Raw genomic sequence first — 18573 nt, 5'->3', positions numbered from 1 at the left:
GAGAATCCCCTCATATCTGTATCCACCCCGTCGTGCCGTACCCCGGCACGTGCCACCGCTGCTCCGGACCGAACGGTTCGCGCTGTCGGAGTTCGATGCGGGCGTCGAACACGCTTTCGAGCTGCTGAACCCGCCGGCTGTCGTCGGAGAGCGGCAGGTGGTAATGACCCATCCCGTTGCTGTCTTCGACGGTGTCGCAGACTCGTTGAAGGAACTCGCGGATCCGGTGGGCGTCGTACGTCTCCAAGAGGGCGCCTATCGAGTCGACGGAGAGGCGAAGTTCGGCCGGACCGAACCCGCTGCCGTCGTCCAGCGAAGCGATGGCGCGAGAGATTTCGCCTTCGAGTCGCCGAAGTTCGGCGTCGCCGCCGCCATCCCCACGTTCCACCGCCTCGGCTGCCGACCGCTCGACGCGTTGTCGCTCGATGACCCTCACGTCCGCATCGTCGGCGGAGACGCCGATAGGGAGGCGGGAGTCGACAGCGCTCGTCGGCGTGTCCGTGAGCGTGACCAGTCGCTTTCGCTCTTCGACCGGCGAACCGAGGAGCCGTTGCGTCGCCCGTGCGGTCACCGACTCGGACACCGCACCGGTGACCAGCAGGTTGCAGCCTCGCTCTTTCAAACGCATCAACTCCCCTCGGAGGGGATCTACCGCCTCCTCCCCGCGACTCCGGCCCTCGACACGCATTTCCTCTTTTGTTAGATAACGTATATGATAAAGTTTTGGACTCGACCGACGAATGGCCGGGTCGATCAGTTCGGGAGCGGCGGCCTCGCTCTCGACGACCGAACCCCTAAAGGCGGGTGCGTTCGTCCATCGGATAATGAAGACGACGCTCGGAACCGCGAGCGCGGCTCCCGGCGAGTTCGCTACGGGCCGACTCGAGGTCGGTGAAACCCGCGATGGGACCACGGTCGGACTCCCCGTCGCGGTGATAAACGGCGTTCGCGACGGCAAAACTCTCTACATTCAGGCGGCGAGCGACGGCGACGAACTGAACGGCGTCGGCGTCGTGAAGCGAGCGATTCCGCGGATAGACCCGGCCGAACTGTCGGGAACGATACTCGTCGTCGGCATCGTCAACTACCACGCCTTCCAGGTCGCCGAACACCGAAACCCCATCGACGACACGAAAATGAACCGGGCGTACCCCGGCGACGAGAACGGCACCTCGACCGAGCGCATCGCGGCGGCGACGTTCGACGCTGCGACCCGCGCGGACCTCATCCTCGACCTCCACCAGGGCTCGACCAGCCGGATGATAAACGAGGTTCGCGTCCGCTGCGGGCCGCGGCACCGCCTCCACCGCGAGTGTCTCGACCTCGCGAAGACGTTCGGTTGCGGCTACATCCTCGACCAGAAGGGTCCGGACGGCCAACTCGCCCGCGCTGGTCCCGACGAGGGGATTCCGACCATCGACCCGGAGCTCGGCGGCTGCGTCGGTTGGGACGACGAGAGCATTCGGCTCGGCGTCCGTGGCATCTTCAACGTCCTCCACGACTACGGCTTCCTCGACGGCGACGTCGAGCGCAGCCCGCAGACCCGCGCCGGCGGCTTCGACCAGTACGGCTCGCCTGCCGGCGGTCTCGTCGAGTTCAGGTGCGACCTCGGCGACCGCGTCTCCGCCGGAGAGACGCTGTTCGAGGTGACGGACGTGTTCGGACAGCTGAAAGGCCGCGTTACCGCGGACAACGCGGGCATCTTCTGGCGTTCGCGCCGACTCCCGCAGGTCGCAACCGGCGAGTACGTCTGTTCCGTAGGCGTGGACATCGACTCAGTCTGACGCAGCTTTTACTCTGCGTGGACGGCAAAGTCGTCCGCTCGGCCTCCGGCCTCGCTCGCGGTCGACAACTGGTGCTAAACTTCTATGCACTGCCTACGACTCCCGAACCGTCAGTTACTGGTTCATAGGCCGAAGCTACGGGAGTATGCCAACCCACCTCGCCTGTCCCGACTGCGGCCGAACGTACGAGGACCGCTGGCGCTGCGAGTGCGGCCATCCGCTCGAATTCGCCGACCGTCCGCTCCCCGACGGTCCCGCGCCCGACCCGGCGGCGTTCGACGTCCGAGACGGGCTCTGGTCGTTTTCGGAGTTCATCCCCGTCGAGCGCCGCGTCTCGCTCGGCGAGGGGACGACCCCGCTCGTCGCTGCGGAGGGGTGGAACGCGCAGTTCAAACTCGAATACGTCTTTCCGACAGGGAGTTTCAAAGACCGCGGCGCGACGACGACGCTCTCACGGGCGGTCGAACTCGGCGTCGACACGGTCGTCGAAGATTCGTCGGGCAACGCGGGCGCGGCGATCGCCACCTACGCCGCCCGCTCGGGCATCGACGCCGAAATCTACGTCCCGGCGTCGGTGAAGGCATCGAAACTCCGCGCTATCGAACGCACGGGGGCGACGCCGGTGCGCGTCGAAGGCTCGCGGCAGGACGTGACCGACGCCTGCCTCTCGGCCGTCGAATCCGGCGACGGCTGGTACGCCAGCCACGCGTGGAACCCGGCGTTCTTCGCCGGAACGGCGACGTTCGCCTACGAAACGGCGCTCCAGCGCGATTGGGACGTTCCCGACGCCGTCGTGACGCCGCTGGGCCACGGGACGCTGTTTCTCGGCGCCTACTACGGCTTCCGCGCGCTCTACGACGCCGGGTGGACCGACCGTATGCCGCGACTGCTCGGCGCGCAGGCGGCGGGCTACGCCCCCATCGCCGCCGAACTCCACGGTGACGGCGACCCGGAGACCAACGACGTCGCCGACGGCATCCAGATTCGAGAGCCGGTGCAGCGCGAGGCGATTCTCGGCGCAATCGACGACACCGACGGCGACGCCATCGCCCTCGGGGAGTCGGCCGTCGCCAAGGAACTCGACGCGCTTCACCGCGCCGGCTTCTACACCGAACCGACTTGCGCCGTCGCACCCGCCGCGCTCCGGGCCTACCGCGAACGCGGCGTCCTCGACGCCGACGACGACGTGGTCGTTCCGCTCACCGGTAGCGGTCTGAAGCAGTAGCGGAGCACGAGATGAGACGAGGGAGGGGCCTTACCAAAAATACCGGACTGTCCGTCGCGTGGACCCCGAACTAATCGTGTCACTGACATCGTTGCACCGACCCGCCGCTCAGCGCATCTCGTCGAGCGACGTGTACGCGCCCTCGTCCGCCGACACCCACGTCGTGAGCAGTTCCTCGTCGGTCGCATCCGCGGGGAACAGCGTACACCGGTCCGGCCCGAAGCTGCTCGGCGAGATGACGTGGTCGACCTCGAACAACCACGAGAGGTCGGGGGGTGTTTTCCACTCGTTTGTCACAGAGAGTACGTAGACACCCTCGGTCTTTACTATCGAGTCGCTACTCGGTGTACGACCGGATTTACCGCGACGTAATCTCGGATGTACCCACGGGAACGGTGGTTACGCACCGTCTCACACGAGTTGGCCCGGCATTATCGCTCGGGATGGGTCGCTCCGTCGAACCCGCCCCTGACCAGCGGTTTCGCGATGTGGCGGCGCGCGCATGGCGGCACCTCGTACCACCCTTCTTCGAGGTCGCGCTCGACACGTCGCTCGACTTTCCCCGCCCTCCGCGTCCCACAGTCGCGGCATCTGTACCCCTGATCTCGCCCCGCGCTCTCCATCCGCCGCTCGCAGTCCGGGCAATCGGGAACGACCGTCTCGACCCGGTCGAGCGACCGAACGGCGAACTTCTCTAACTTGAGCGTCCCCCCGCTCACCTCGCCGCAGACGGTGAGGCGGTCACCCTCGCGGAGCGCCCGCACCCGGTCGCGGAACCGCTTCGTCGGTTCGAAGGCGACGCAGGGGAGTGTCTCACCGCCCTCGTCGGCGAGGGTGACGAACACGTGGCCGCCTGCGCGGGTCTCAGGGTCGGCGTACACGCGGCCGTCGAGGCGGTAGGCCCGGCCATCTTCGACGGAGTCGAGCGTTCCGGCGCGTAAGTGGGCGTCGGTTCCCTGATTGGTCAGAAACAGCGCCGTCCGCTCGACCGGCTCGCTCTCGATAGCGTCGGCGACGCGGCGGACGGCGTCGGCGTCGTCGCCGCGGACGCCGTAGAGAATCGGGCCGGGCGCGTTCGGCACGCAGACCGCCTGTCCCTCCTCGGTATCGACGGTGTCCCAGGCGTCGGGGTAGGCGGCTTCGGCCGCCGCGAAGACGGAGTCGTCGTCGACGGCGCGGGACGTCCCGCAGCGGTCGAACTCGCGGTAGGAGATCTGTTCGTAGGTCCACTCGTCGAACGCCGCCCACGCGCCGACGGCCGCGAGCGCCCCGATGCGGCCGCGGCCGCCGCTCCACCCGCGGTGCCGGCAGCCTGCCGACTCGGCGAGTCCGACGGCGTCATCCGTCGCGTGGAACTCGCGGACGGCTTCGCGGGCGAACGCCCGAACCGATTCGGGCACCGACGCCGGGTCGCCGTTGGCGACGACGACGCCGGGACTCGTTCGTGGGTCGTCGCCGATCGCCAAGCGGTCGACGACGTCCGCGGCGAGGTCCATGGCCGTCTCGGGCGAGACGTCGGCGTGCAGCGCCAGCGCCGCGTTCCCTCGCGTCTTGTGTTTCACCGCCGGGTTGAGTCGCACGAGGAGCCGACGCTCGACGCGTCCGCCCGCCTCCCGAATCGCGTCGGCGACGAGCGTCGCCGCGTACGTCGTACACATTCCCTGCTCGCGGGAGTCGGTGTCGTCGAGGCCGATGACCGTCACCCTCGGCGGTTGGCGCGGGGACCACATCCCGCTTTCGCCTCGTTGTTCCTTACTTAACGCTATCGGACATGAGTGAAAGTAATCGACTGACGGCGACGCGATAGTCGCCGAAACGATTATGTACAAGTGACGGCTTATTACCCCCCATGTCCCGCTCTGCTCTGGTAGGGAACGTCACCGCGATGCTGCGCGACGCGGAGTTCGTCGTCAGCGACCGCTGTGCCGTCCGCCCGAAGAGCTTCGACCTTGCCGCCCGCCGCGGCGAGGACCTCCTCCTCCTGAAGATTCTCGGCAACATCGACGCGTTCGACGCCGCGACGGGCGCGGAGATGCGCCGCCTCGGCAACTACCTCTCGGCGACGCCGATGGTGATCGGACTGCGGACGCGCGACGAGGATCTCAAGCCCGGCGTAGTGTACTTCCGCCACGGCGTTCCGGTGTTCAACCCGGACACGGCGTACGACCTGTTCATCGAGGAGGTGCCGCCGCTCATCTACGCGGCTCCCGGGGGACTATACGTCGACATCGACGGCGACCTGCTCGCCGACGAGCGAGAGCGCCGCGGCTGGAGCCTCGGGCGACTCGCTTCCGAACTCGGCGTCTCGCGGCGGACCGTCTCGAAGTACGAGGACGGCATGAACGCCAGCATCGACGTCGCCATCCAGTTGGAAGAGCTGTTCGAGCAACCGTTCAGCACGCCCGTCTCGGTGCTCGACGGCGCCGACGAGGTTCGCGACGCCGACCCGACGCCGCAGGACCCCGAAGCAGACCCCGAGGACGCCCACGTGGTCACCGTTCTCACCCGCGCAGGGTTCGACATGCACCCGACGATGCGCGCGCCGTTCAAAGCCGTCGGCGAGGACAGCGACAGCCGAGAGGAGAACCTGCTGGCCGGTCACTCCGCGTTCACTCGCTCGGCGAAGAAACGCGCTCGCATCATGTCCTCACTCGGCGCGGTCACGCGAACGCGGTCTGTGTACTTCGTCGAGAAGCGGACCAAGCGCGACTCCGTCGAAGGGACGGCGCTCGTCGGCTGTGACGAACTCGAAGCGATGGACGACCCCGACGACGTTCGCGACCTCATCCGCGAACGCGCCGGTGAACCGACCGACCAGTAGTCGAGACACTCCGGTGAACGGGCCGACGGTGAGTTCTTGCCCGTACGTGCCGTATGTGAATAACATGGTCTACCCGAGTGCAGAGCGGTCGGGGAGACTCAGTGAAGCATTCGAGAGCCTCGTCCTGGCGTGGCCGAACGTCTGCATCAGCCAGCGCGACGGCTATACGACGTACACCGTCAACAACAAACCGTTCGCCGTCTTGGACGGAATGCGCCTCGCGCTCACTGACCTCACCGCCGACTCCCGAGCGGCGTTCGAAAACGAGTGGTTCGTCGACCCGTTCCGCAGCGAGACGGGCGTGATGGAGACGTGGTCGACGGTCTATATTTCGCCGAACGAACTCGAATCGCTCCTCCCGTTCGTCAGACGAAGTTACGAGACGGCTCGCGGCGTCGGCCAGTAAGCCGTTAGCTCGCCGACCCGTACGTCTCTTCGAGGTATGCGATGATGTCGTCGCTCTCGGGCATCCCGCGGACGTCGTGTTCTTCGTCGACGAGCACCGGAACGCCGGTCTGGCCGCTCACTTCCTTCACCTCGGTCCGTTCGGAGTGCGACCGCGGTACCATCCGGGGCTCGTACTCTAGGTCGAGTTCGGCGAGTTTGTTCTTCACTTTCGCGCAGTACGGACAGCCCTCCAGTTCGTACAGTACGAGGTTCGACATCACCCGACTTTGGAAAGCCAGAGGGTAAAGCCCACCGGGAGCGTGCGGAGAGCGTGCACACGGGAGGTGGTCTCGCGCCGTCGCGCTACAGTCGCTGTCTCGTCGCGGTGGAGACTCGCCGCCGGATGCGACTTCGGTTGACGACCAGTTCGGCTACGGCCCACCCGAGCAGGAGCAGCGCGCCGAGGACGCTGTAGACGAAGTCCCAACTAGAGAGCCACGCGGGTCGAATCCACGGCGTGAGGTGTGCCCACGTCGTCGCGAACTCGCTCACGAGTCCCTCGAGCGGCGTGTCGAGGAACGGGCCGACGACCCAGTTGCTGAAGGAGACTCGGTCGCCCTCGCCGGGCGAGAGACCGGCGCTGCCGGAGAGTTCGTAGCTTCCCTCCGCACCCATGTCGCTGATGGTCGGGCCGTTCGATCCGCCGCCGTGGGCGACGCGCTCGGCGTCGTACGGCCCCCACGTCGCGTAGTACTCCCAGACGATCTCGCCCTGCGGCGTCACCTCGACGACGCGGTGGTTCATCGTGTCGGTGATGAGCGTGTTGCCGTTCGGGAGGCGGTCGGCGTCGCGCGGCCAGGTGAACTGCCCTTCGCCGACCTCCCACGTCCGCTCCCACACGCCGTCGACGTGTTCGTACTCGACAACGCGGTGGTTCTCCGAGTCGGCGACGAGAACGACCGGGTTGCCGTCCTCGCTCTCCATGAAGTCGGGATTGTGCTGCTCGTTGAGCACGTCGTGGTTACCGTCCTCGCCGAGTCGGAGGTCTATCTCGCCGCTCGTCCGGTTGAGCAGAATTGCCTGGTCGAAGTTCCGCGGCGACAGCAGGAGGTGCTCGTCGCCGACGGGTTCGATGTCGTTGACGTGGGTCCAGTCGGCGTTCATCCCGCCGTCGGTGCTCTCGTCGTAGTGGTCGCGGAAGTACCACTCCCAGGTTATCTCGTCAGTCGTGCGGTTGTAGACGAAGACGCGGTCGTCGCTGCGCCCCGCCGACTCGTTCCAGTTGCGCATGTTGGCGACCGCGATCTCCTCGTCGTTCAGCATCACCGCGTCGTGGGTGTCGACGATGTCGAACTCCTCCTGCCAGACGCGCTCTTTCGTCTCGGGGTCGAGTTCGTAGACGAGCGTCTGTTCGGGGCGCGTCGACACGACGAACAGGTTGCCGTTGTCGAGCGGGTCGACGTCGTAGAACCACGTCGCACCGCGCTTGCCGCCGTCGTACACCCACTCTGTTCCGCCGCGCTCGTCGACGGAGACGAGGCGCGCCGGCTTCTTCTGGTTCCCTTCGCCCTGGAAGTGAAAGCCCTGGACGCTGACGACCGTCGACCCGTTCGCGCGGTCGGTAACCGTCCCGCGCTGAAGCGATGTCTTGTCTTCGGGGTCGTACGTGACTGCCGCGATTCCGGCTGGGACGAACAGTCCGACGACCGCGAACGCGACCAACGCCCGCAGTATCCACCGTCTGGAGGGCAGGTCCATGGCGTCCGGTTGGTTGGTGCCGCTATGAAACTTGATGTTTGCCGGTCCTCGTCTCCTCCGGCGGCTACAGCTGTCCGCTGAGGATGCCGCTGGTGCGGACGAAGAAGTAGAGGACGAACGCGCCCGCCAGCACCCACTGACCGACGCTGACGTCGCGGCGCTCTCCGGCGGCGATTTTTACCAGCGGGTAGGAGATGATACCTGCGGCGATGCCGTAGGCGATCGAGAACGTGAACGGCATCACGAGGATGGTCATCCCGGCGGGGACGGCGTGGGTGATGTCGTTCCAGCGGATGTCGACGACGTTGCGGAGCATCAACACCGCAACGACGACGAGCGCGATGTGGGAAGCGTACATCGGAATCGCCGCGGCCAGCGGGACGATTGCCAACGAGGCGACGAACAGCAGCGCGACGACCAGCGCGGTCATGCCGGTCCGGCCACCCTCCTCGACGCCGGTCGACGACTCGATGTACGTCGTGACCGTGGAGGTGCCGAGTATCCCGCCGACGGTGGTGCCGATTGCGTCGGCCATCAGCGGCCTGTCGATGTCGGGCAGGTTCCCTTCCTCGTCGAGGAAGCCGCCGGTCTGACTGACGCCGACGAGCGTCCCCGCCGTGTCGAAGAAGTCGACGAAGAAGAACGTGAAGACGACGAGTGAAAACGCGAGGGCGTCGACGTTCGAGAGGCCTTCGAGGAACGCGCCGACGAGCGGGGTGATGTCGTAGCCCGCGAGGTCGTAGGTGAGCGTGGTGTCGCCGACGAGCGACGACCCCAGCAGTGTCGTCCCTTGCGGGGCCTGGTCGGCGGGGAATGCGTTGTACCCCAGCGTCGACGCCGCGTACCCGAGTACGGAGGTGGCGACGATGCCGATGATGATGGAACCGCGGACGCCGCGAGCGTACAGTGCGAGCGTCAAGAACAGGCCGACAACCGAGATGATCGCGACGGGGTCCTGTGCGAAGACGGGATTGAACGTGACGAACGTCGCCGAGTCACCGGCGACGACGCGCATCGCCTGTAGTCCGATGATGGCCAAGAAGAGGCCGATACCGCCGCCGACGGCGAACTTGACGGGTTCGGGAACGAGATTGATAACGTACTCGCGCGCGCCGACGGCGGTCAGCGCGATGAACAACAGCCCTTCGACGACGACGGCGGCGAGCGCCGTCTGCCACGGAATCCCCAGCCCCAGAACGACGGTGAACGCGAAGAACGCGTTCAACCCTAAGCCGGGCGCTTGCGCGAATGGCCGCTTGGCGTACAGCGCCATCACGAACGTCGCCACCGCCGCCGAGATGAGTGTCACGACGGCGAGCATCTGCACGGTCTGCGCATCGGTTCGGTTTTGCACGTCAATGGCCGCGCTGAGAATCTGCGGGTTGACCACGACGATGTAGCTCATCGTCAGGAACGTCGTTATGCCCGCGAGAACCTCTGTTCGTAAGTTTGTCCCATGTTTTTCGAATTCGAAGTACGAATCCAGTAGCCCCATGTTGGTCGATGATGCATTACCAACTTAACAATTGCCATCTAATCTCGCACAGTTATGCATCTATGCGGATACTGCGCCGTCGAAAATTTCCGGCCGCGGGACGGTCAGGCGGCCGATTAGATGCTGATACCGCCCGCTCGAAGGTAGAAGTAGACGACGAACGCGCCAGCGAGCGCCCAGTGACCCGGTCGCGTCCCATCCATCTCGCCTGCGGCGAGTTTGACGAGCGGATAGGAGACGATACCCGCGGCGATGCCGTAGGCGATGGAGTACGTGAACGGCATCACGAGAATCGTCAACGCGGCCGGAACGGCGTGGGTGATGTCGTCCCACCGGATGTCGACGACGTTTCTGAACATGAGGATGCCGACCACGACGACGGCGATGTGGGAGGCGTACAGCGGTATCGCTGCGGCCAGCGGGACGAGCACGAGCGAGGCGACGAACAGCAGCGCGACGACGAGCGCCGTGAGGCCGGTCCGACCGCCTTCCTCGACACCCGCCGCCGATTCGATATACGTCGTGACCGTGGAGGTGCCGAGCATCCCGCCGACGGTGGTGCCGACGGCGTCGGCCATCAGCGCCTCGTCGGCGTCGGGCACGTCGCCGTTCTCGTCGAGGTCGTCCGATACCTGCGCGACGCCGGTCAACGCTCCCGCAGTGTTGAAGAAGTCGACGAAGAATAGCATGAAGACGACCAGCGCGAACGTCGTGGGGTCGACCGTCGAGAGACCGGCGACGAACGCGCCCGCCAGCGGCGTGATGTCGTAGGTAACCGACGGCAGCGACGCGAGGTCGACGCTCCCTGCCCGAATCGCGTCGACGGCGAGGACGCCCGGTTCGACGACTCCGACGAACGCGGCTACTGCCCCCGCAACCGTCGTCGCGAGAAGTCCGAGGACGATAGCGCCGCGGACGCCGCGAGCGTACAACGCGACGGTGAGGAACAGCCCGACCACCGAGAGCATCGCCACGGGGTCGGCGGCGACGGCGCCCAGCGTGACGAGTGTCGACTCGTCGGCGACGACCACCTGCATCTCCTGCAGCCCAATGATGGCCAGAAAGAGACCGATGCCCGTTCCGACGGCGAACTTCACGGGTTTCGGAAACACGCTCAGAACGTACTCGCGCGCACCGACCGCCGACAGAGCAACGAAGAGCAACCCCTCGACGACGACGGCCGCGAGCGCCGTCTGCCACGGGACGCCGAGCGCGCCGACGACGGTGAACGCGAAAAACGCGTTGAGTCCCATCCCGGGCGCTTGCGCGAACGGTCGGTTAGCGTACAGCGCCATTACGAGCGTCCCGGCGGCGGCGGCGAGAACCGTCGCTACCGCAATCATCGCCTGCACTTCCGCGACGCCGTAGCCCGGTATCACGATACCTGGTTTCTCACCCGAAATACCCGCCAGTATCGCCGGGTTGACTACGACGATGTAACTCATCGTCAGAAACGTTGTCAGCCCCGCGAGCACCTCCGTTCGAACGTCGCTTCGGCGCTCTGTGAGCCCGAAGTACGAATCGAGCGCCCGTTCGACACTCGTCGTGGCGCGCCCGAAACTACGCTGCGATTCGTCCGACGTATCCTGTTTTTCCATCGAGTACCCTTGCCATCGAAGCAGTACCTCGCGTATAGGCGTTGCCATCGCTCCCGACGAGAAGTGCAAGAACGTGCGAGTGAGCGTCGCTCAGTCGAGGGTCGTCAGCGCGCCGACTGGCGCGTCGGTGAGTTCTCGCGCCCGGTCGAGGCCTTTGTCGCCGACGCCGATGAGCGCGAACACGCCCGTCACGGTGGTGTCGCCCTGCTCGGCGATGTCCAGTAGCAGTTCCTGGGTCTCGCCCGACCGGATGAGGTCGTCGACGACGAGGACGCGTTGGCCCGACGAGAGCGCGCTCGCGGGGAGGTAGTAGGTGAGTTCGATGCCGGAGGCGAGACGCTGGCGCGACTCGATGAACTCCTCGACGGCCGTCTCTTTCGACTTCTTCGCGTAGGCGAGGCGAGCGTCGAAGTAGCGCGCCATCGCCGCGCCGAGGGTGATGCCGTCGGTGGCGGCGGTCAGAATCACGTCGGGGCGCTCGAAGCCGAAGCTGTTAGCGGCGACGGGCGCAACGAGGTCCAAGAACGACTGGTCGAAGACGACGCCGGAGTTGTCGACGTAGCCTTCGTCGTCGAAGCGGACGCGCGCTTCGAGTTCCGCCGAGAGGGCGTCGCGGCCGACGCCTTCGACGACTTCGCGGGCGCGTTCGCTCCCGGGGAGGACGTGGCCGTTGACGTACCGGTTGAGGTCGCCGGCGGGAAGTCCCGTCACCGCCGAGAGTTCGTCGTACGTGCGCGTCTCCTTCAGCATCCGGAGGACTGCGACCGCCTGCAGTTGGAGGGCGGCCTTCTCGGCTCTGTTCATACCCCGCGTTTCGCGTTTGCACAACAATGAACACTTCGATATTCTCGGTTCGAAATTTACGCACGTGCATGGCTACCACGCGCACGGGGTCGACCCGGTCCGACTGACTCAACTACCGGTCGGCCAGCAGGTCTGTCGCCGTCAGCAGCGATTGCAGTTCGACGTCGTGTTCGGCGAGCAGTTCCTCCGCGCCCTCTTCGCGATCGACGACGACGAGGACCCGGTCGACGACTGCCCCGGCGTCGCGGAGTGCTTCGACGGCGTCGACGGCGCTCCGGCCGGTCGTCGCGATGTCTTCGAGCACCAACACCTTCTCGCCGTCGTCGAGGCGACCCTCGATGCGCTTGGCCGTCCCGTACTCCTTGGCTTTCTTGCGGGCGATGACGTAGGGGCGGTCCGTCTCAACCGACGTGACCGCGACCAGCGGCACCGCGCCGAGTGCGACGCCCGCGAGTTTCTCGTCGCCGACGCGCTCGGCGAACGCCTCGGCGATGAGGCGTAGACAGTGTGGGTTGGTCTCGAACAGATACTTGTCGACGTAGTAGTCGCTCGTCCCGCCGTGGGAGAGTTCGAACTCGCCGAACTTCACCGCCTCTGCGTCGCGAAGCGCCGCAATGAGTTCCTCGTTCGCCATTGCTCGGTGTGGGTTCGCCGAGCGTCATAAACGGGCCGGTTGGCGGCGAGGACGGTGGTCCAGGGCAAGTTGTCGTGCCGCGAGCGAGGCCGCGTGCGAGCGAGCGGGCCGACGACCGAGCAGAACGAAGTGTAGCGAGGGAGGAGTGCTTTTGGTCAAGCTTTCACTGAGCGAAACCGCAAAGCGGTTTCGCGCAGCGTAAAAGGTCGGTCTAGTAGGGCTCGTCTTTCAATCCGAGCAGATACGCGATGGCGTTCGTCACAAGGTGGAGGACGGGCGTGACGACGACGACGACGACGATTCGAACCGGCGTGAACGTCCGGGCGAACCACGTCGGCGCCAGCAGTTTCGCCAGTCCGAGCGCGCCGACGACGAAGTCCAGTTGGTCGAGAAGCGGGAAGGAAGCGCCGCGCTCTCGCCCGGTTCGACGCTTGAGAAACGACGCCGCGATGTCGCCGAGCATCGCGCCGACGGAGAGACCGACGGCCCCGCCGAGGCTGAACTTCGGTAGCGAGACGCCGAGGCGCGTCTCGACGCGTCCGCGGACGAGATTGAGCAAGACGGCGAGGAGGACGCCGACGGCGCTGCCGACCGCCGTGCCGCGCCACGTCTTCCCGTCGCCGAGCAGTCGGCGCTCCCCCAACGTCCGCCCGCCGTCGATGGGGTCGCCGCCGCCGGAGAGGACGGCGGCGTTGTTCGGGACGTACGCGGGCAGCATCGACCAGACGGCCGAGACGAGGTGCGAGATGACCATACGGCGGCCACTCGTGGACGGCATTTAATCTCTCTCCTGTCGACTGCCGATTCGCCGACCTCGATTTCAGAGGATAACGCTGATAACGCGGTGGTCGCAACTGGTCAGCATGATTCCGCCCATCGCCGGTCGGTTCGTCGCGGGCGAGACGCCAGCGGCGGCGCTCGAACACGCCCGCCGGACGAACGCCGACGGCGTGAAGGTCATCCTCAACCTGTTAGGCGAACACTACGACTCCCGCGAACCCGCCGACGCCGACGCAGACGCGTACGTCGACCTGCTGGCCGACCTCGGCCGGACGAACCTCGACGCGTGCATCTCGGTCAAACCCTCACAGATCGGCCTCGACGTCGGCGAGGACGTGTTCCGAGAGAACCTCGAACGCATCACCGACGCCGCGGCCGAACACGACGAGTTCGTCTGGGTTGACATGGAGGACCACGGCACCACCGACGCGACGTTGGCGGCGTACGAGACGTTCGCCGAAGCGACCGGCGGCAACGTCGGCGTCTGCGTCCAGGCGAACCTCCGCCGGACGCGGACCGACCTCGAACGACTGGCCGACGTGCCCGGAAAGGTCCGTCTCGTGAAGGGCGCGTACGACGAACCCGAAGACATCGCGTACACGGACAAAGCCGACGTTAACGAGTCCTACCGTGAGAATCTGGAGTTCATGTTTCAGGAGTTCGACGGCGGCATCGCCGTCGGGAGTCACGACCCGGCGATGATTCAGTACGCCATCGACCTCCACGACGAGTACGGCACCGACTTCGAGATACAGATGCTGATGGGCGTCCGCGAGAATGCACAGCGCGAACTCGCCGCCGACGGTTACGAGGTGTGGCAGTACGCGCCCTACGGCGGCAAGTGGTTCTCCTACTTCTACCGCCGGGTCCGCGAGCGCAAGGAGAACGCGCTGTTCGCCCTCCGCGCCATCGCTGGCGTCTGAGGACCGAGACACTCGGCGGAGACGCGCGGAACGTACAGTCACGACCGGCTGACCTAGCAACTCGGTAGAAGACCTCTTAACCCCGCCGGACGCAGTATCGCCCGAGAATGTCCACGTGGAAACGCGACTTCGCGAGCGGCCTCGTCGTCCTCACCCCGCTTCTGGTTATCCTCCTCGTCCTCAACTGGTTCTACCAACAGATCGCCGATCTTCCGATCATCGAGTATCTCGTTGGCCAGATGGAGTACGAGTGGATGGCCGTACTGACGATAATCACCATCTTCCTGATGCTCGTCTTCTCTGTCGGCTACCTCATGCGCACGACGTTCGGCCGTCTCGTCGAAGACGGTATCGACGCAACGATGAACCAGGTCCCGCTGATTCGCATTCTCTACAACGCCTCGAAACTCGCCGTCGAAACCGCTCTCACCGGAACCGAAGAACTCCAGACCCCCGTTCGTATCGAAACGTGGAACGGCCTGCGCATGACGGCGTTCAAAACCGGCAAACGAACCGACGACGGCCGCGTCGTCCTCTTTCTTCCGACCGCTCCGAACATCACCTCCGGGTTCGTGATCGAAGTCGACGAAGACCGAATCGAAGAGACCGACGAACGGGTCGAGGAGGCGCTGACGCGCATCCTCAGCGCCGGATTCGGCGAGAACTCCGACCCCGGTATCGACATCGACGTCATTGACGAAGTGTCCGTCGACGACATCCAGCGGTCGAACGACAACTGAGTGGCCGCGAATTCCTCTCGGTGCGATTTGTGACCAGCGTCGCCGCTCCGTAGGTTGAAACGTGATAGCGGGACAATCCGCCCGCGTGCGTTGACTTATCGCCGCGTCGGGGCCGAGGCGGGTGCGCGAGACACCTCGGCGCGTCACGCGGAGACGGAGACGGAGACGAAGACGACGGCCGTCTCGCCTGTTCGCCTCAGAATCCTCTTCAGACGTAGTCGAACCACTCGTCGTGGTCGTCGGTCCGCCGCTCCACGAGGTCGAAGAAGGCCGACTGGAGCTCCTCGGTTACGGGACCGCGCGACCCGTCGCCGATTTCGACGTTTCCGACCTGCCGAATGGGGGTCACTTCGGCGGCGCTGCCGGTAAAGAACAATTCGTCGGCGGTGTGGAGTTCGCCGCGGCTGATGGTCGCCGTGTCGTCGACTTCGTAGCCGCGCTCGCGCGCCAGTTTGATGACGGTGTCGCGAGTGATGCCGTCGAGGATGCTCTGCGAGAGTCCCGGCGTGTAGATGGTCTCGTCGCGGACGAGGAAGATGTTCTCGCCCGGACCCTCGGCGACGTTGCCTTCCTTGTTGAGGACGATGGCCTCGGCGAAGCCGTTGCGTCGCGCTTCCTCGCCGGCGAGGAGGCTGTTGACGTACAGGCCGGTGGTCTTCGCGTTCGTCGGAATCTGACTGGACGCGTGCTTGCGCCACGAGGAGACCATCACCTCGATGCCGTTCTCCAGCGCCTCCTCGCCGAGGTACGCCCCCCACGGCCACGCCGCGATGGTGACGTCCGTCGGGCAGTCGCCCGGACTGACGCCCAGCGAGTCGTAGCCGTAGTAGGCTATCGGCCGGATGTAACAGCTCTGGAGGTCCTGTCTCCGGATGAGTTCGAGCGTCGCCTCGGTCAGTTCGGCCGGTTCGTACGGAATCTCCATGTCGTACGGTTTCGTGGAGTCGTAGAACCGCTCAAGATGCTCCTCCCAGCGGAAGATGGCCGGACCGTTCTCCGTGTCGTAGCAGCGGACGCCCTCGAAGACGCCGGTTCCGTAGTGGAGACCGTGCGACAGCACGTGAATCTTCGCGTCGTCCCAGTCGACGAACTCGCCGTTCATCCAGATGGTATCAACGTCCATCTCGTCGAAGCCCATAGTGGCCTCATTCGCGGGTGTGCGTATAAAACACCCCGTATTCCTCACGGTCTATCCTCCGTGTATTGTTCCGCTAACAGGACAGACGCTTTGTTTCCGGCGGACGGAGACGGAGCTATGCGCACTCGAACGATCGCTGTCACCGGCGGCAACGGACAGGTCGGTCGCGGCGTCCTCGCACACCTGCGAGAACATGGCTACCGGACGGTGAACCTCAGTCGCGGGTCGCGGCGCGAGTCGGTCGCCGACGAGTACCGCCGCACCGACCTCCTCGACGCAGGCGAGGTGTACGGGTCACTCGCTGCGAGCGACGCCGACAGCGTCGTCCACCTTGGGATGATTCCGCGCCCCGACGCCGGCCCGGGCCACGTCACCTTCGAGAGCAACGTGCTGTCGACCTACCACGTGCTCGAAGCGTGCCAGCACCTCGGCATCGATCGCGCAGCCGTCGCGTCGAGCATGAGCGCCCTCGGCGCGGGGTTCGACCCCGACCCGGTCCGCCTCGACTACCTGCCGGTCGACGAACCGCACCCGGTTGACCCCCGGGACCCGTACGCACTGGGCAAGCGTGTCCTCGAACAGACGGCCGAGGGTATCGCCCGCCGCAACGACGGTCCGCAGACGGTCAGTACGCTCCGATTTCCCATCGTGATGGACGACGACCATATGGAGGAGACGCTCGTCGACGGAGACCGCTCGCTCGACGCGGTTCGCGACGCGCCCTTCTTTCACTCGGCGCGGAACACGCTGTTCGCGTACGTCCACCTCGACGACCTCTCCGACCTCTTTCGGCGCTGTCTCGAAACCGACTTCCGGGGTCATGAGACGTTCTGGGCGGCGGCGACGGACACGACGGTCGGCTGCCCGACGGCGGACCTCGTAGACGAGGTGTATCCGGACACCGAGACCCGGCACGACTTCTCTGACTACGAGAGCCTCGTGGACACGTCGAAAGCGACGCAGATGCTCGGGTGGACGCCGATGCGAAGCTGGCGGAAGGCGGAGTGAGAGGGCCGAAAAAGTGGCGACTACGCCAGTTCGTCGACCAACTGCTGGCCTTCGAGGTAGACGAATCCGCGTCGCTCGGCGTACGCACGCGCGTCGGCGGGCGAGAGCGCCCGCCCGCTCTCGTCGTCGAGCATCTCACAGACGACAACAGCAGCGGGAAGATCGGCCTCGGCGGCGAGCGCCAGGCCGAGTTCGGTGTGTCCGCGCCTGTCGGCGAGCAGCGCCGGCGCGCCGCGAAGCAGGTTGACGTGGCCGGGCGAACGGAACTCCGCGGCGAACTCCTCGGGTCCGTAGCTTGCCGGAACGGTCTCGACGGCGGTCGCCGCCTCGGCGAGTTTCCTGATAGTCAGCGCGCGGTCCTCGTCGGTGACGCCGGTGAACGTGTCGCGGTGGTTCACCGGCAGCGAGAACGACGACCGGCTATCGTATCGGAGGTCGTGGTCGCCGGCGCTCGGATGGTCGAGCGCGTCGTCGAGAAACGGCAGGCCGACGGCGTCGGCGACGGCGTCCGAGAGCGCGGTACAGACGAGACCGCCCGCGTCGTTTCGGAGGTGCGAGACGGCCGTCGGCGTCACCGCGCCTGCGGGGTAGACGATGTCCGTCTCGCCCTCTCGGTCGTCGAAGTCGTGGATGAGAACCGGTTCGCCGCGCCGGAAGGCGTCGACTGCGTCCCGAACGCCGCCGTCGGCGCTCGTATTTGCGTCCGCACCCGGAGTCGAGTTCACGGCGTCGTCGCTCGCGCGTTGGGTCATCAGGCGTCCTCCACGGAGACGGTGACCGTCGTTCCGTCGTCGAGACCCAACGCGTCGCGGAGTTTTTCGGGGGCGATGATCTCCAGTTGGCGCTCGTCGTGGTGGGTTCGTTCGGGAACGATGATGTGGGCCGTCTCGTACGTCGACCCGTCATGTTCGACCGTCGCCGCGTAGCAGGCGGCCGGACCGAACGTCCGCTCGTCGTCCTCCCAACCGTCTATCGGGACCGCGTCGAGATTCGCCATCCCGGCGCGCGTTCGAGCGGACTCGTCGGTGAGTTCGACGTTGAGCGTCCCCGCGAACGGTTCGTAGCCGAGTCGCTCCTTGAACTGCTCCATGTATCCCGAAAGCGAGATGTAGTGGCGACCCTCGCCCATCCCGCCCGTGACGGTTCCCGTCAGGGTGAGTTCGGTGTCGTCTTCGAAGATGCGGCGATAGTCGGCGTACTCCTGTCGGAGCGCTGCCTCACCGTCGTCGGTTATCGACACCCACTGTCCGTCGCTGACGATGTCGCGTTCGACGAGTCCGGCCTCGTCGAGGCGCTGGAGGCGGCGGGACGCCGTCTGGTTCGACGCGTCGAGACGCCCGGCGAGTCCGGCGCAGGACACTTTCACGGGTCCGGCCAATCCGCCATCGAGAGCGACGTGCTTCAACGCGGCCAACTCGTCGTGGCCGACGGCGACTACCGTTTCTGGCATACGTCTCACTCCGGTTGCCGCCCGCATA

At 65.9% G+C, this 18573-nt stretch carries 20 protein-coding genes; 7 read left to right on the top strand and 13 right to left on the bottom strand.

Annotation, left to right across the window (positions count from 1 at the left end; translation table 11 throughout):
* Nucleotides 1-10 precede the first annotated feature (10 nt).
* On the bottom strand, nucleotides 11-688 hold the full coding sequence (locus tag LAQ58_RS13310; protein WP_224447934.1) for a DUF7504 family protein: 678 nt from the start codon (nucleotides 686-688) through the stop codon (nucleotides 11-13).
* Nucleotides 689-824: 136 nt separating this feature from the next.
* Here LAQ58_RS13310 and LAQ58_RS13305 point away from each other — a divergent pair, with 136 nt between their 5' ends.
* On the top strand, nucleotides 825-1784 hold the full coding sequence (locus LAQ58_RS13305) for a succinylglutamate desuccinylase/aspartoacylase family protein (protein WP_224450172.1): 960 nt from the start codon (nucleotides 825-827) through the stop codon (nucleotides 1782-1784).
* Between the two features lie 145 nt (nucleotides 1785-1929).
* Nucleotides 1930-3009 carry a pyridoxal-phosphate dependent enzyme gene (locus LAQ58_RS13300; protein ID WP_224447933.1) on the top strand — a complete coding sequence of 360 codons (1080 nt, stop codon included), beginning with the start codon at nucleotides 1930-1932 and terminating at the stop codon, nucleotides 3007-3009.
* 108 nt (nucleotides 3010-3117) lie between these two features.
* Here the strand turns inward: LAQ58_RS13300 and LAQ58_RS13295 are convergent, their stop codons facing one another.
* On the bottom strand, nucleotides 3118-3306 hold the full coding sequence (locus LAQ58_RS13295; RefSeq protein ID WP_224447932.1) for a DUF7511 domain-containing protein: 189 nt from the start codon (nucleotides 3304-3306) through the stop codon (nucleotides 3118-3120).
* 134 nt (nucleotides 3307-3440) lie between these two features.
* Nucleotides 3441-4712: a tRNA(Ile)(2)-agmatinylcytidine synthase gene (locus LAQ58_RS13290; protein WP_224450171.1), complete on the bottom strand. Its 1272-nt coding sequence runs from the start codon at nucleotides 4710-4712 to the stop codon at nucleotides 3441-3443.
* A gap of 146 nt (nucleotides 4713-4858) precedes the next feature.
* On the opposite strand from LAQ58_RS13290, the gene LAQ58_RS13285 reads away from it, so the two are divergent.
* Both LAQ58_RS13285 and LAQ58_RS13280 read left to right on the top strand, forming a co-directional pair.
* Nucleotides 4859-5830 carry a transcriptional regulator gene (locus LAQ58_RS13285; RefSeq protein WP_224447931.1) on the top strand — a complete coding sequence of 324 codons (972 nt, stop codon included), beginning with the start codon at nucleotides 4859-4861 and terminating at the stop codon, nucleotides 5828-5830.
* A 64-nt stretch (nucleotides 5831-5894) separates the two neighbouring features.
* Nucleotides 5895-6236: a hypothetical protein gene (locus tag LAQ58_RS13280; RefSeq protein WP_224447930.1), complete on the top strand. Its 342-nt coding sequence runs from the start codon at nucleotides 5895-5897 to the stop codon at nucleotides 6234-6236.
* Between the two features lie 4 nt (nucleotides 6237-6240).
* Here the strand turns inward: LAQ58_RS13280 and LAQ58_RS13275 are convergent, their stop codons facing one another.
* The 7 genes from LAQ58_RS13275 to LAQ58_RS13245 all read right to left on the bottom strand — a co-directional run bounded on the left by LAQ58_RS13275 (nucleotide 6241) and on the right by LAQ58_RS13245 (nucleotide 13260).
* On the bottom strand, nucleotides 6241-6495 hold the full coding sequence (locus tag LAQ58_RS13275) for a glutathione S-transferase N-terminal domain-containing protein (protein WP_224447929.1): 255 nt from the start codon (nucleotides 6493-6495) through the stop codon (nucleotides 6241-6243).
* Nucleotides 6496-6580: 85 nt separating this feature from the next.
* Entirely contained in the window at nucleotides 6581-7975 is a 1395-nt protein-coding gene (locus LAQ58_RS13270; RefSeq protein ID WP_224447928.1) for an aryl-sulfate sulfotransferase, read from the bottom strand.
* A 64-nt stretch (nucleotides 7976-8039) separates the two neighbouring features.
* Entirely contained in the window at nucleotides 8040-9470 is a 1431-nt protein-coding gene (locus LAQ58_RS13265; RefSeq protein WP_224447927.1) for an NCS2 family permease, read from the bottom strand.
* 116 nt (nucleotides 9471-9586) lie between these two features.
* A complete protein-coding gene (locus LAQ58_RS13260) occupies nucleotides 9587-11068 on the bottom strand; it encodes an NCS2 family permease (protein ID WP_425490714.1) in 1482 nt (493 codons plus the stop codon).
* Nucleotides 11069-11158: 90 nt separating this feature from the next.
* Nucleotides 11159-11872, bottom strand: a complete 714-nt coding sequence (locus LAQ58_RS13255; protein ID WP_224447925.1) for a phosphoribosyltransferase family protein — start codon at nucleotides 11870-11872, stop codon at nucleotides 11159-11161.
* A gap of 112 nt (nucleotides 11873-11984) precedes the next feature.
* Entirely contained in the window at nucleotides 11985-12506 is a 522-nt protein-coding gene (gene pyrE / locus LAQ58_RS13250; RefSeq protein ID WP_224447924.1) for an orotate phosphoribosyltransferase, read from the bottom strand.
* Between the two features lie 211 nt (nucleotides 12507-12717).
* A complete protein-coding gene (locus LAQ58_RS13245; RefSeq protein ID WP_224447923.1) occupies nucleotides 12718-13260 on the bottom strand; it encodes a CDP-2,3-bis-(O-geranylgeranyl)-sn-glycerol synthase in 543 nt (180 codons plus the stop codon).
* 109 nt (nucleotides 13261-13369) lie between these two features.
* Between LAQ58_RS13245 and LAQ58_RS13240 the strand changes: the two genes are divergently transcribed.
* Both LAQ58_RS13240 and LAQ58_RS13235 read left to right on the top strand, forming a co-directional pair.
* Entirely contained in the window at nucleotides 13370-14209 is an 840-nt protein-coding gene (locus LAQ58_RS13240) for a proline dehydrogenase family protein (protein ID WP_224447922.1), read from the top strand.
* A gap of 107 nt (nucleotides 14210-14316) precedes the next feature.
* Nucleotides 14317-14949, top strand: a complete 633-nt coding sequence (locus LAQ58_RS13235; protein WP_224447921.1) for a DUF502 domain-containing protein — start codon at nucleotides 14317-14319, stop codon at nucleotides 14947-14949.
* A gap of 208 nt (nucleotides 14950-15157) precedes the next feature.
* Here the strand turns inward: LAQ58_RS13235 and LAQ58_RS13230 are convergent, their stop codons facing one another.
* Nucleotides 15158-16087 carry a branched-chain amino acid transaminase gene (locus LAQ58_RS13230; protein WP_224447920.1) on the bottom strand — a complete coding sequence of 310 codons (930 nt, stop codon included), beginning with the start codon at nucleotides 16085-16087 and terminating at the stop codon, nucleotides 15158-15160.
* Between the two features lie 117 nt (nucleotides 16088-16204).
* On the opposite strand from LAQ58_RS13230, the gene LAQ58_RS13225 reads away from it, so the two are divergent.
* Entirely contained in the window at nucleotides 16205-17095 is an 891-nt protein-coding gene (locus LAQ58_RS13225) for an NAD-dependent epimerase/dehydratase family protein (protein WP_224447919.1), read from the top strand.
* Between the two features lie 20 nt (nucleotides 17096-17115).
* On the opposite strand, the gene ribB is transcribed toward LAQ58_RS13225, so the two are convergent.
* Both ribB and LAQ58_RS13215 read right to left on the bottom strand, forming a co-directional pair.
* On the bottom strand, nucleotides 17116-17847 hold the full coding sequence (gene ribB / locus LAQ58_RS13220; protein WP_224447918.1) for a 3,4-dihydroxy-2-butanone-4-phosphate synthase: 732 nt from the start codon (nucleotides 17845-17847) through the stop codon (nucleotides 17116-17118).
* Nucleotides 17847-18545 (bottom strand): DUF120 domain-containing protein, encoded by a 699-nt coding sequence (locus tag LAQ58_RS13215; protein WP_224447917.1) that lies wholly within the window; start codon nucleotides 18543-18545, stop codon nucleotides 17847-17849. Before LAQ58_RS13215 ends, ribB begins: the two co-directional genes overlap by 1 nt.
* Between the last annotated feature and the right edge of the window lie 28 nt (nucleotides 18546-18573).

The organism is Haloprofundus salilacus (assembly GCF_020150815.1).
Classification (GTDB): Archaea; Halobacteriota; Halobacteria; order Halobacteriales; family Haloferacaceae; genus Haloprofundus; species Haloprofundus salilacus.
Note: the sequence above shows the minus strand (reverse complement) of the source record. Positions and strands in the feature narration are given on the sequence as shown.

What these genes read in the sequence shown, in the direction of transcription:
- LAQ58_RS13310 (WP_224447934.1), bottom strand. Translation starts at nt 688, where the DNA reads ATGCGTGTCGAGGGCCGGAGTCGCGGGGAGGAGGCGGTAGATCCCCTC.
- LAQ58_RS13305 (WP_224450172.1), top strand. Translation starts at nt 825, where the DNA reads ATGAAGACGACGCTCGGAACCGCGAGCGCGGCTCCCGGCGAGTTCGCT.
- LAQ58_RS13300 (WP_224447933.1), top strand. Translation starts at nt 1,930, where the DNA reads ATGCCAACCCACCTCGCCTGTCCCGACTGCGGCCGAACGTACGAGGAC.
- LAQ58_RS13285 (WP_224447931.1), top strand. Translation starts at nt 4,859, where the DNA reads ATGTCCCGCTCTGCTCTGGTAGGGAACGTCACCGCGATGCTGCGCGAC.
- LAQ58_RS13280 (WP_224447930.1), top strand. Translation starts at nt 5,895, where the DNA reads ATGGTCTACCCGAGTGCAGAGCGGTCGGGGAGACTCAGTGAAGCATTC.
- LAQ58_RS13275 (WP_224447929.1), bottom strand. Translation starts at nt 6,495, where the DNA reads ATGTCGAACCTCGTACTGTACGAACTGGAGGGCTGTCCGTACTGCGCG.
- LAQ58_RS13270 (WP_224447928.1), bottom strand. Translation starts at nt 7,975, where the DNA reads ATGGACCTGCCCTCCAGACGGTGGATACTGCGGGCGTTGGTCGCGTTC.
- LAQ58_RS13265 (WP_224447927.1), bottom strand. Translation starts at nt 9,470, where the DNA reads ATGGGGCTACTGGATTCGTACTTCGAATTCGAAAAACATGGGACAAAC.
- LAQ58_RS13260 (WP_425490714.1), bottom strand. Translation starts at nt 11,068, where the DNA reads ATGGAAAAACAGGATACGTCGGACGAATCGCAGCGTAGTTTCGGGCGC.
- LAQ58_RS13255 (WP_224447925.1), bottom strand. Translation starts at nt 11,872, where the DNA reads ATGAACAGAGCCGAGAAGGCCGCCCTCCAACTGCAGGCGGTCGCAGTC.
- pyrE (WP_224447924.1), bottom strand. Translation starts at nt 12,506, where the DNA reads ATGGCGAACGAGGAACTCATTGCGGCGCTTCGCGACGCAGAGGCGGTG.
- LAQ58_RS13245 (WP_224447923.1), bottom strand. Translation starts at nt 13,260, where the DNA reads ATGGTCATCTCGCACCTCGTCTCGGCCGTCTGGTCGATGCTGCCCGCG.
- LAQ58_RS13240 (WP_224447922.1), top strand. Translation starts at nt 13,370, where the DNA reads ATGATTCCGCCCATCGCCGGTCGGTTCGTCGCGGGCGAGACGCCAGCG.
- LAQ58_RS13235 (WP_224447921.1), top strand. Translation starts at nt 14,317, where the DNA reads ATGTCCACGTGGAAACGCGACTTCGCGAGCGGCCTCGTCGTCCTCACC.
- LAQ58_RS13230 (WP_224447920.1), bottom strand. Translation starts at nt 16,087, where the DNA reads ATGGGCTTCGACGAGATGGACGTTGATACCATCTGGATGAACGGCGAG.
- LAQ58_RS13225 (WP_224447919.1), top strand. Translation starts at nt 16,205, where the DNA reads ATGCGCACTCGAACGATCGCTGTCACCGGCGGCAACGGACAGGTCGGT.
- ribB (WP_224447918.1), bottom strand. Translation starts at nt 17,847, where the DNA reads ATGACCCAACGCGCGAGCGACGACGCCGTGAACTCGACTCCGGGTGCG.
- LAQ58_RS13215 (WP_224447917.1), bottom strand. Translation starts at nt 18,545, where the DNA reads ATGCCAGAAACGGTAGTCGCCGTCGGCCACGACGAGTTGGCCGCGTTG.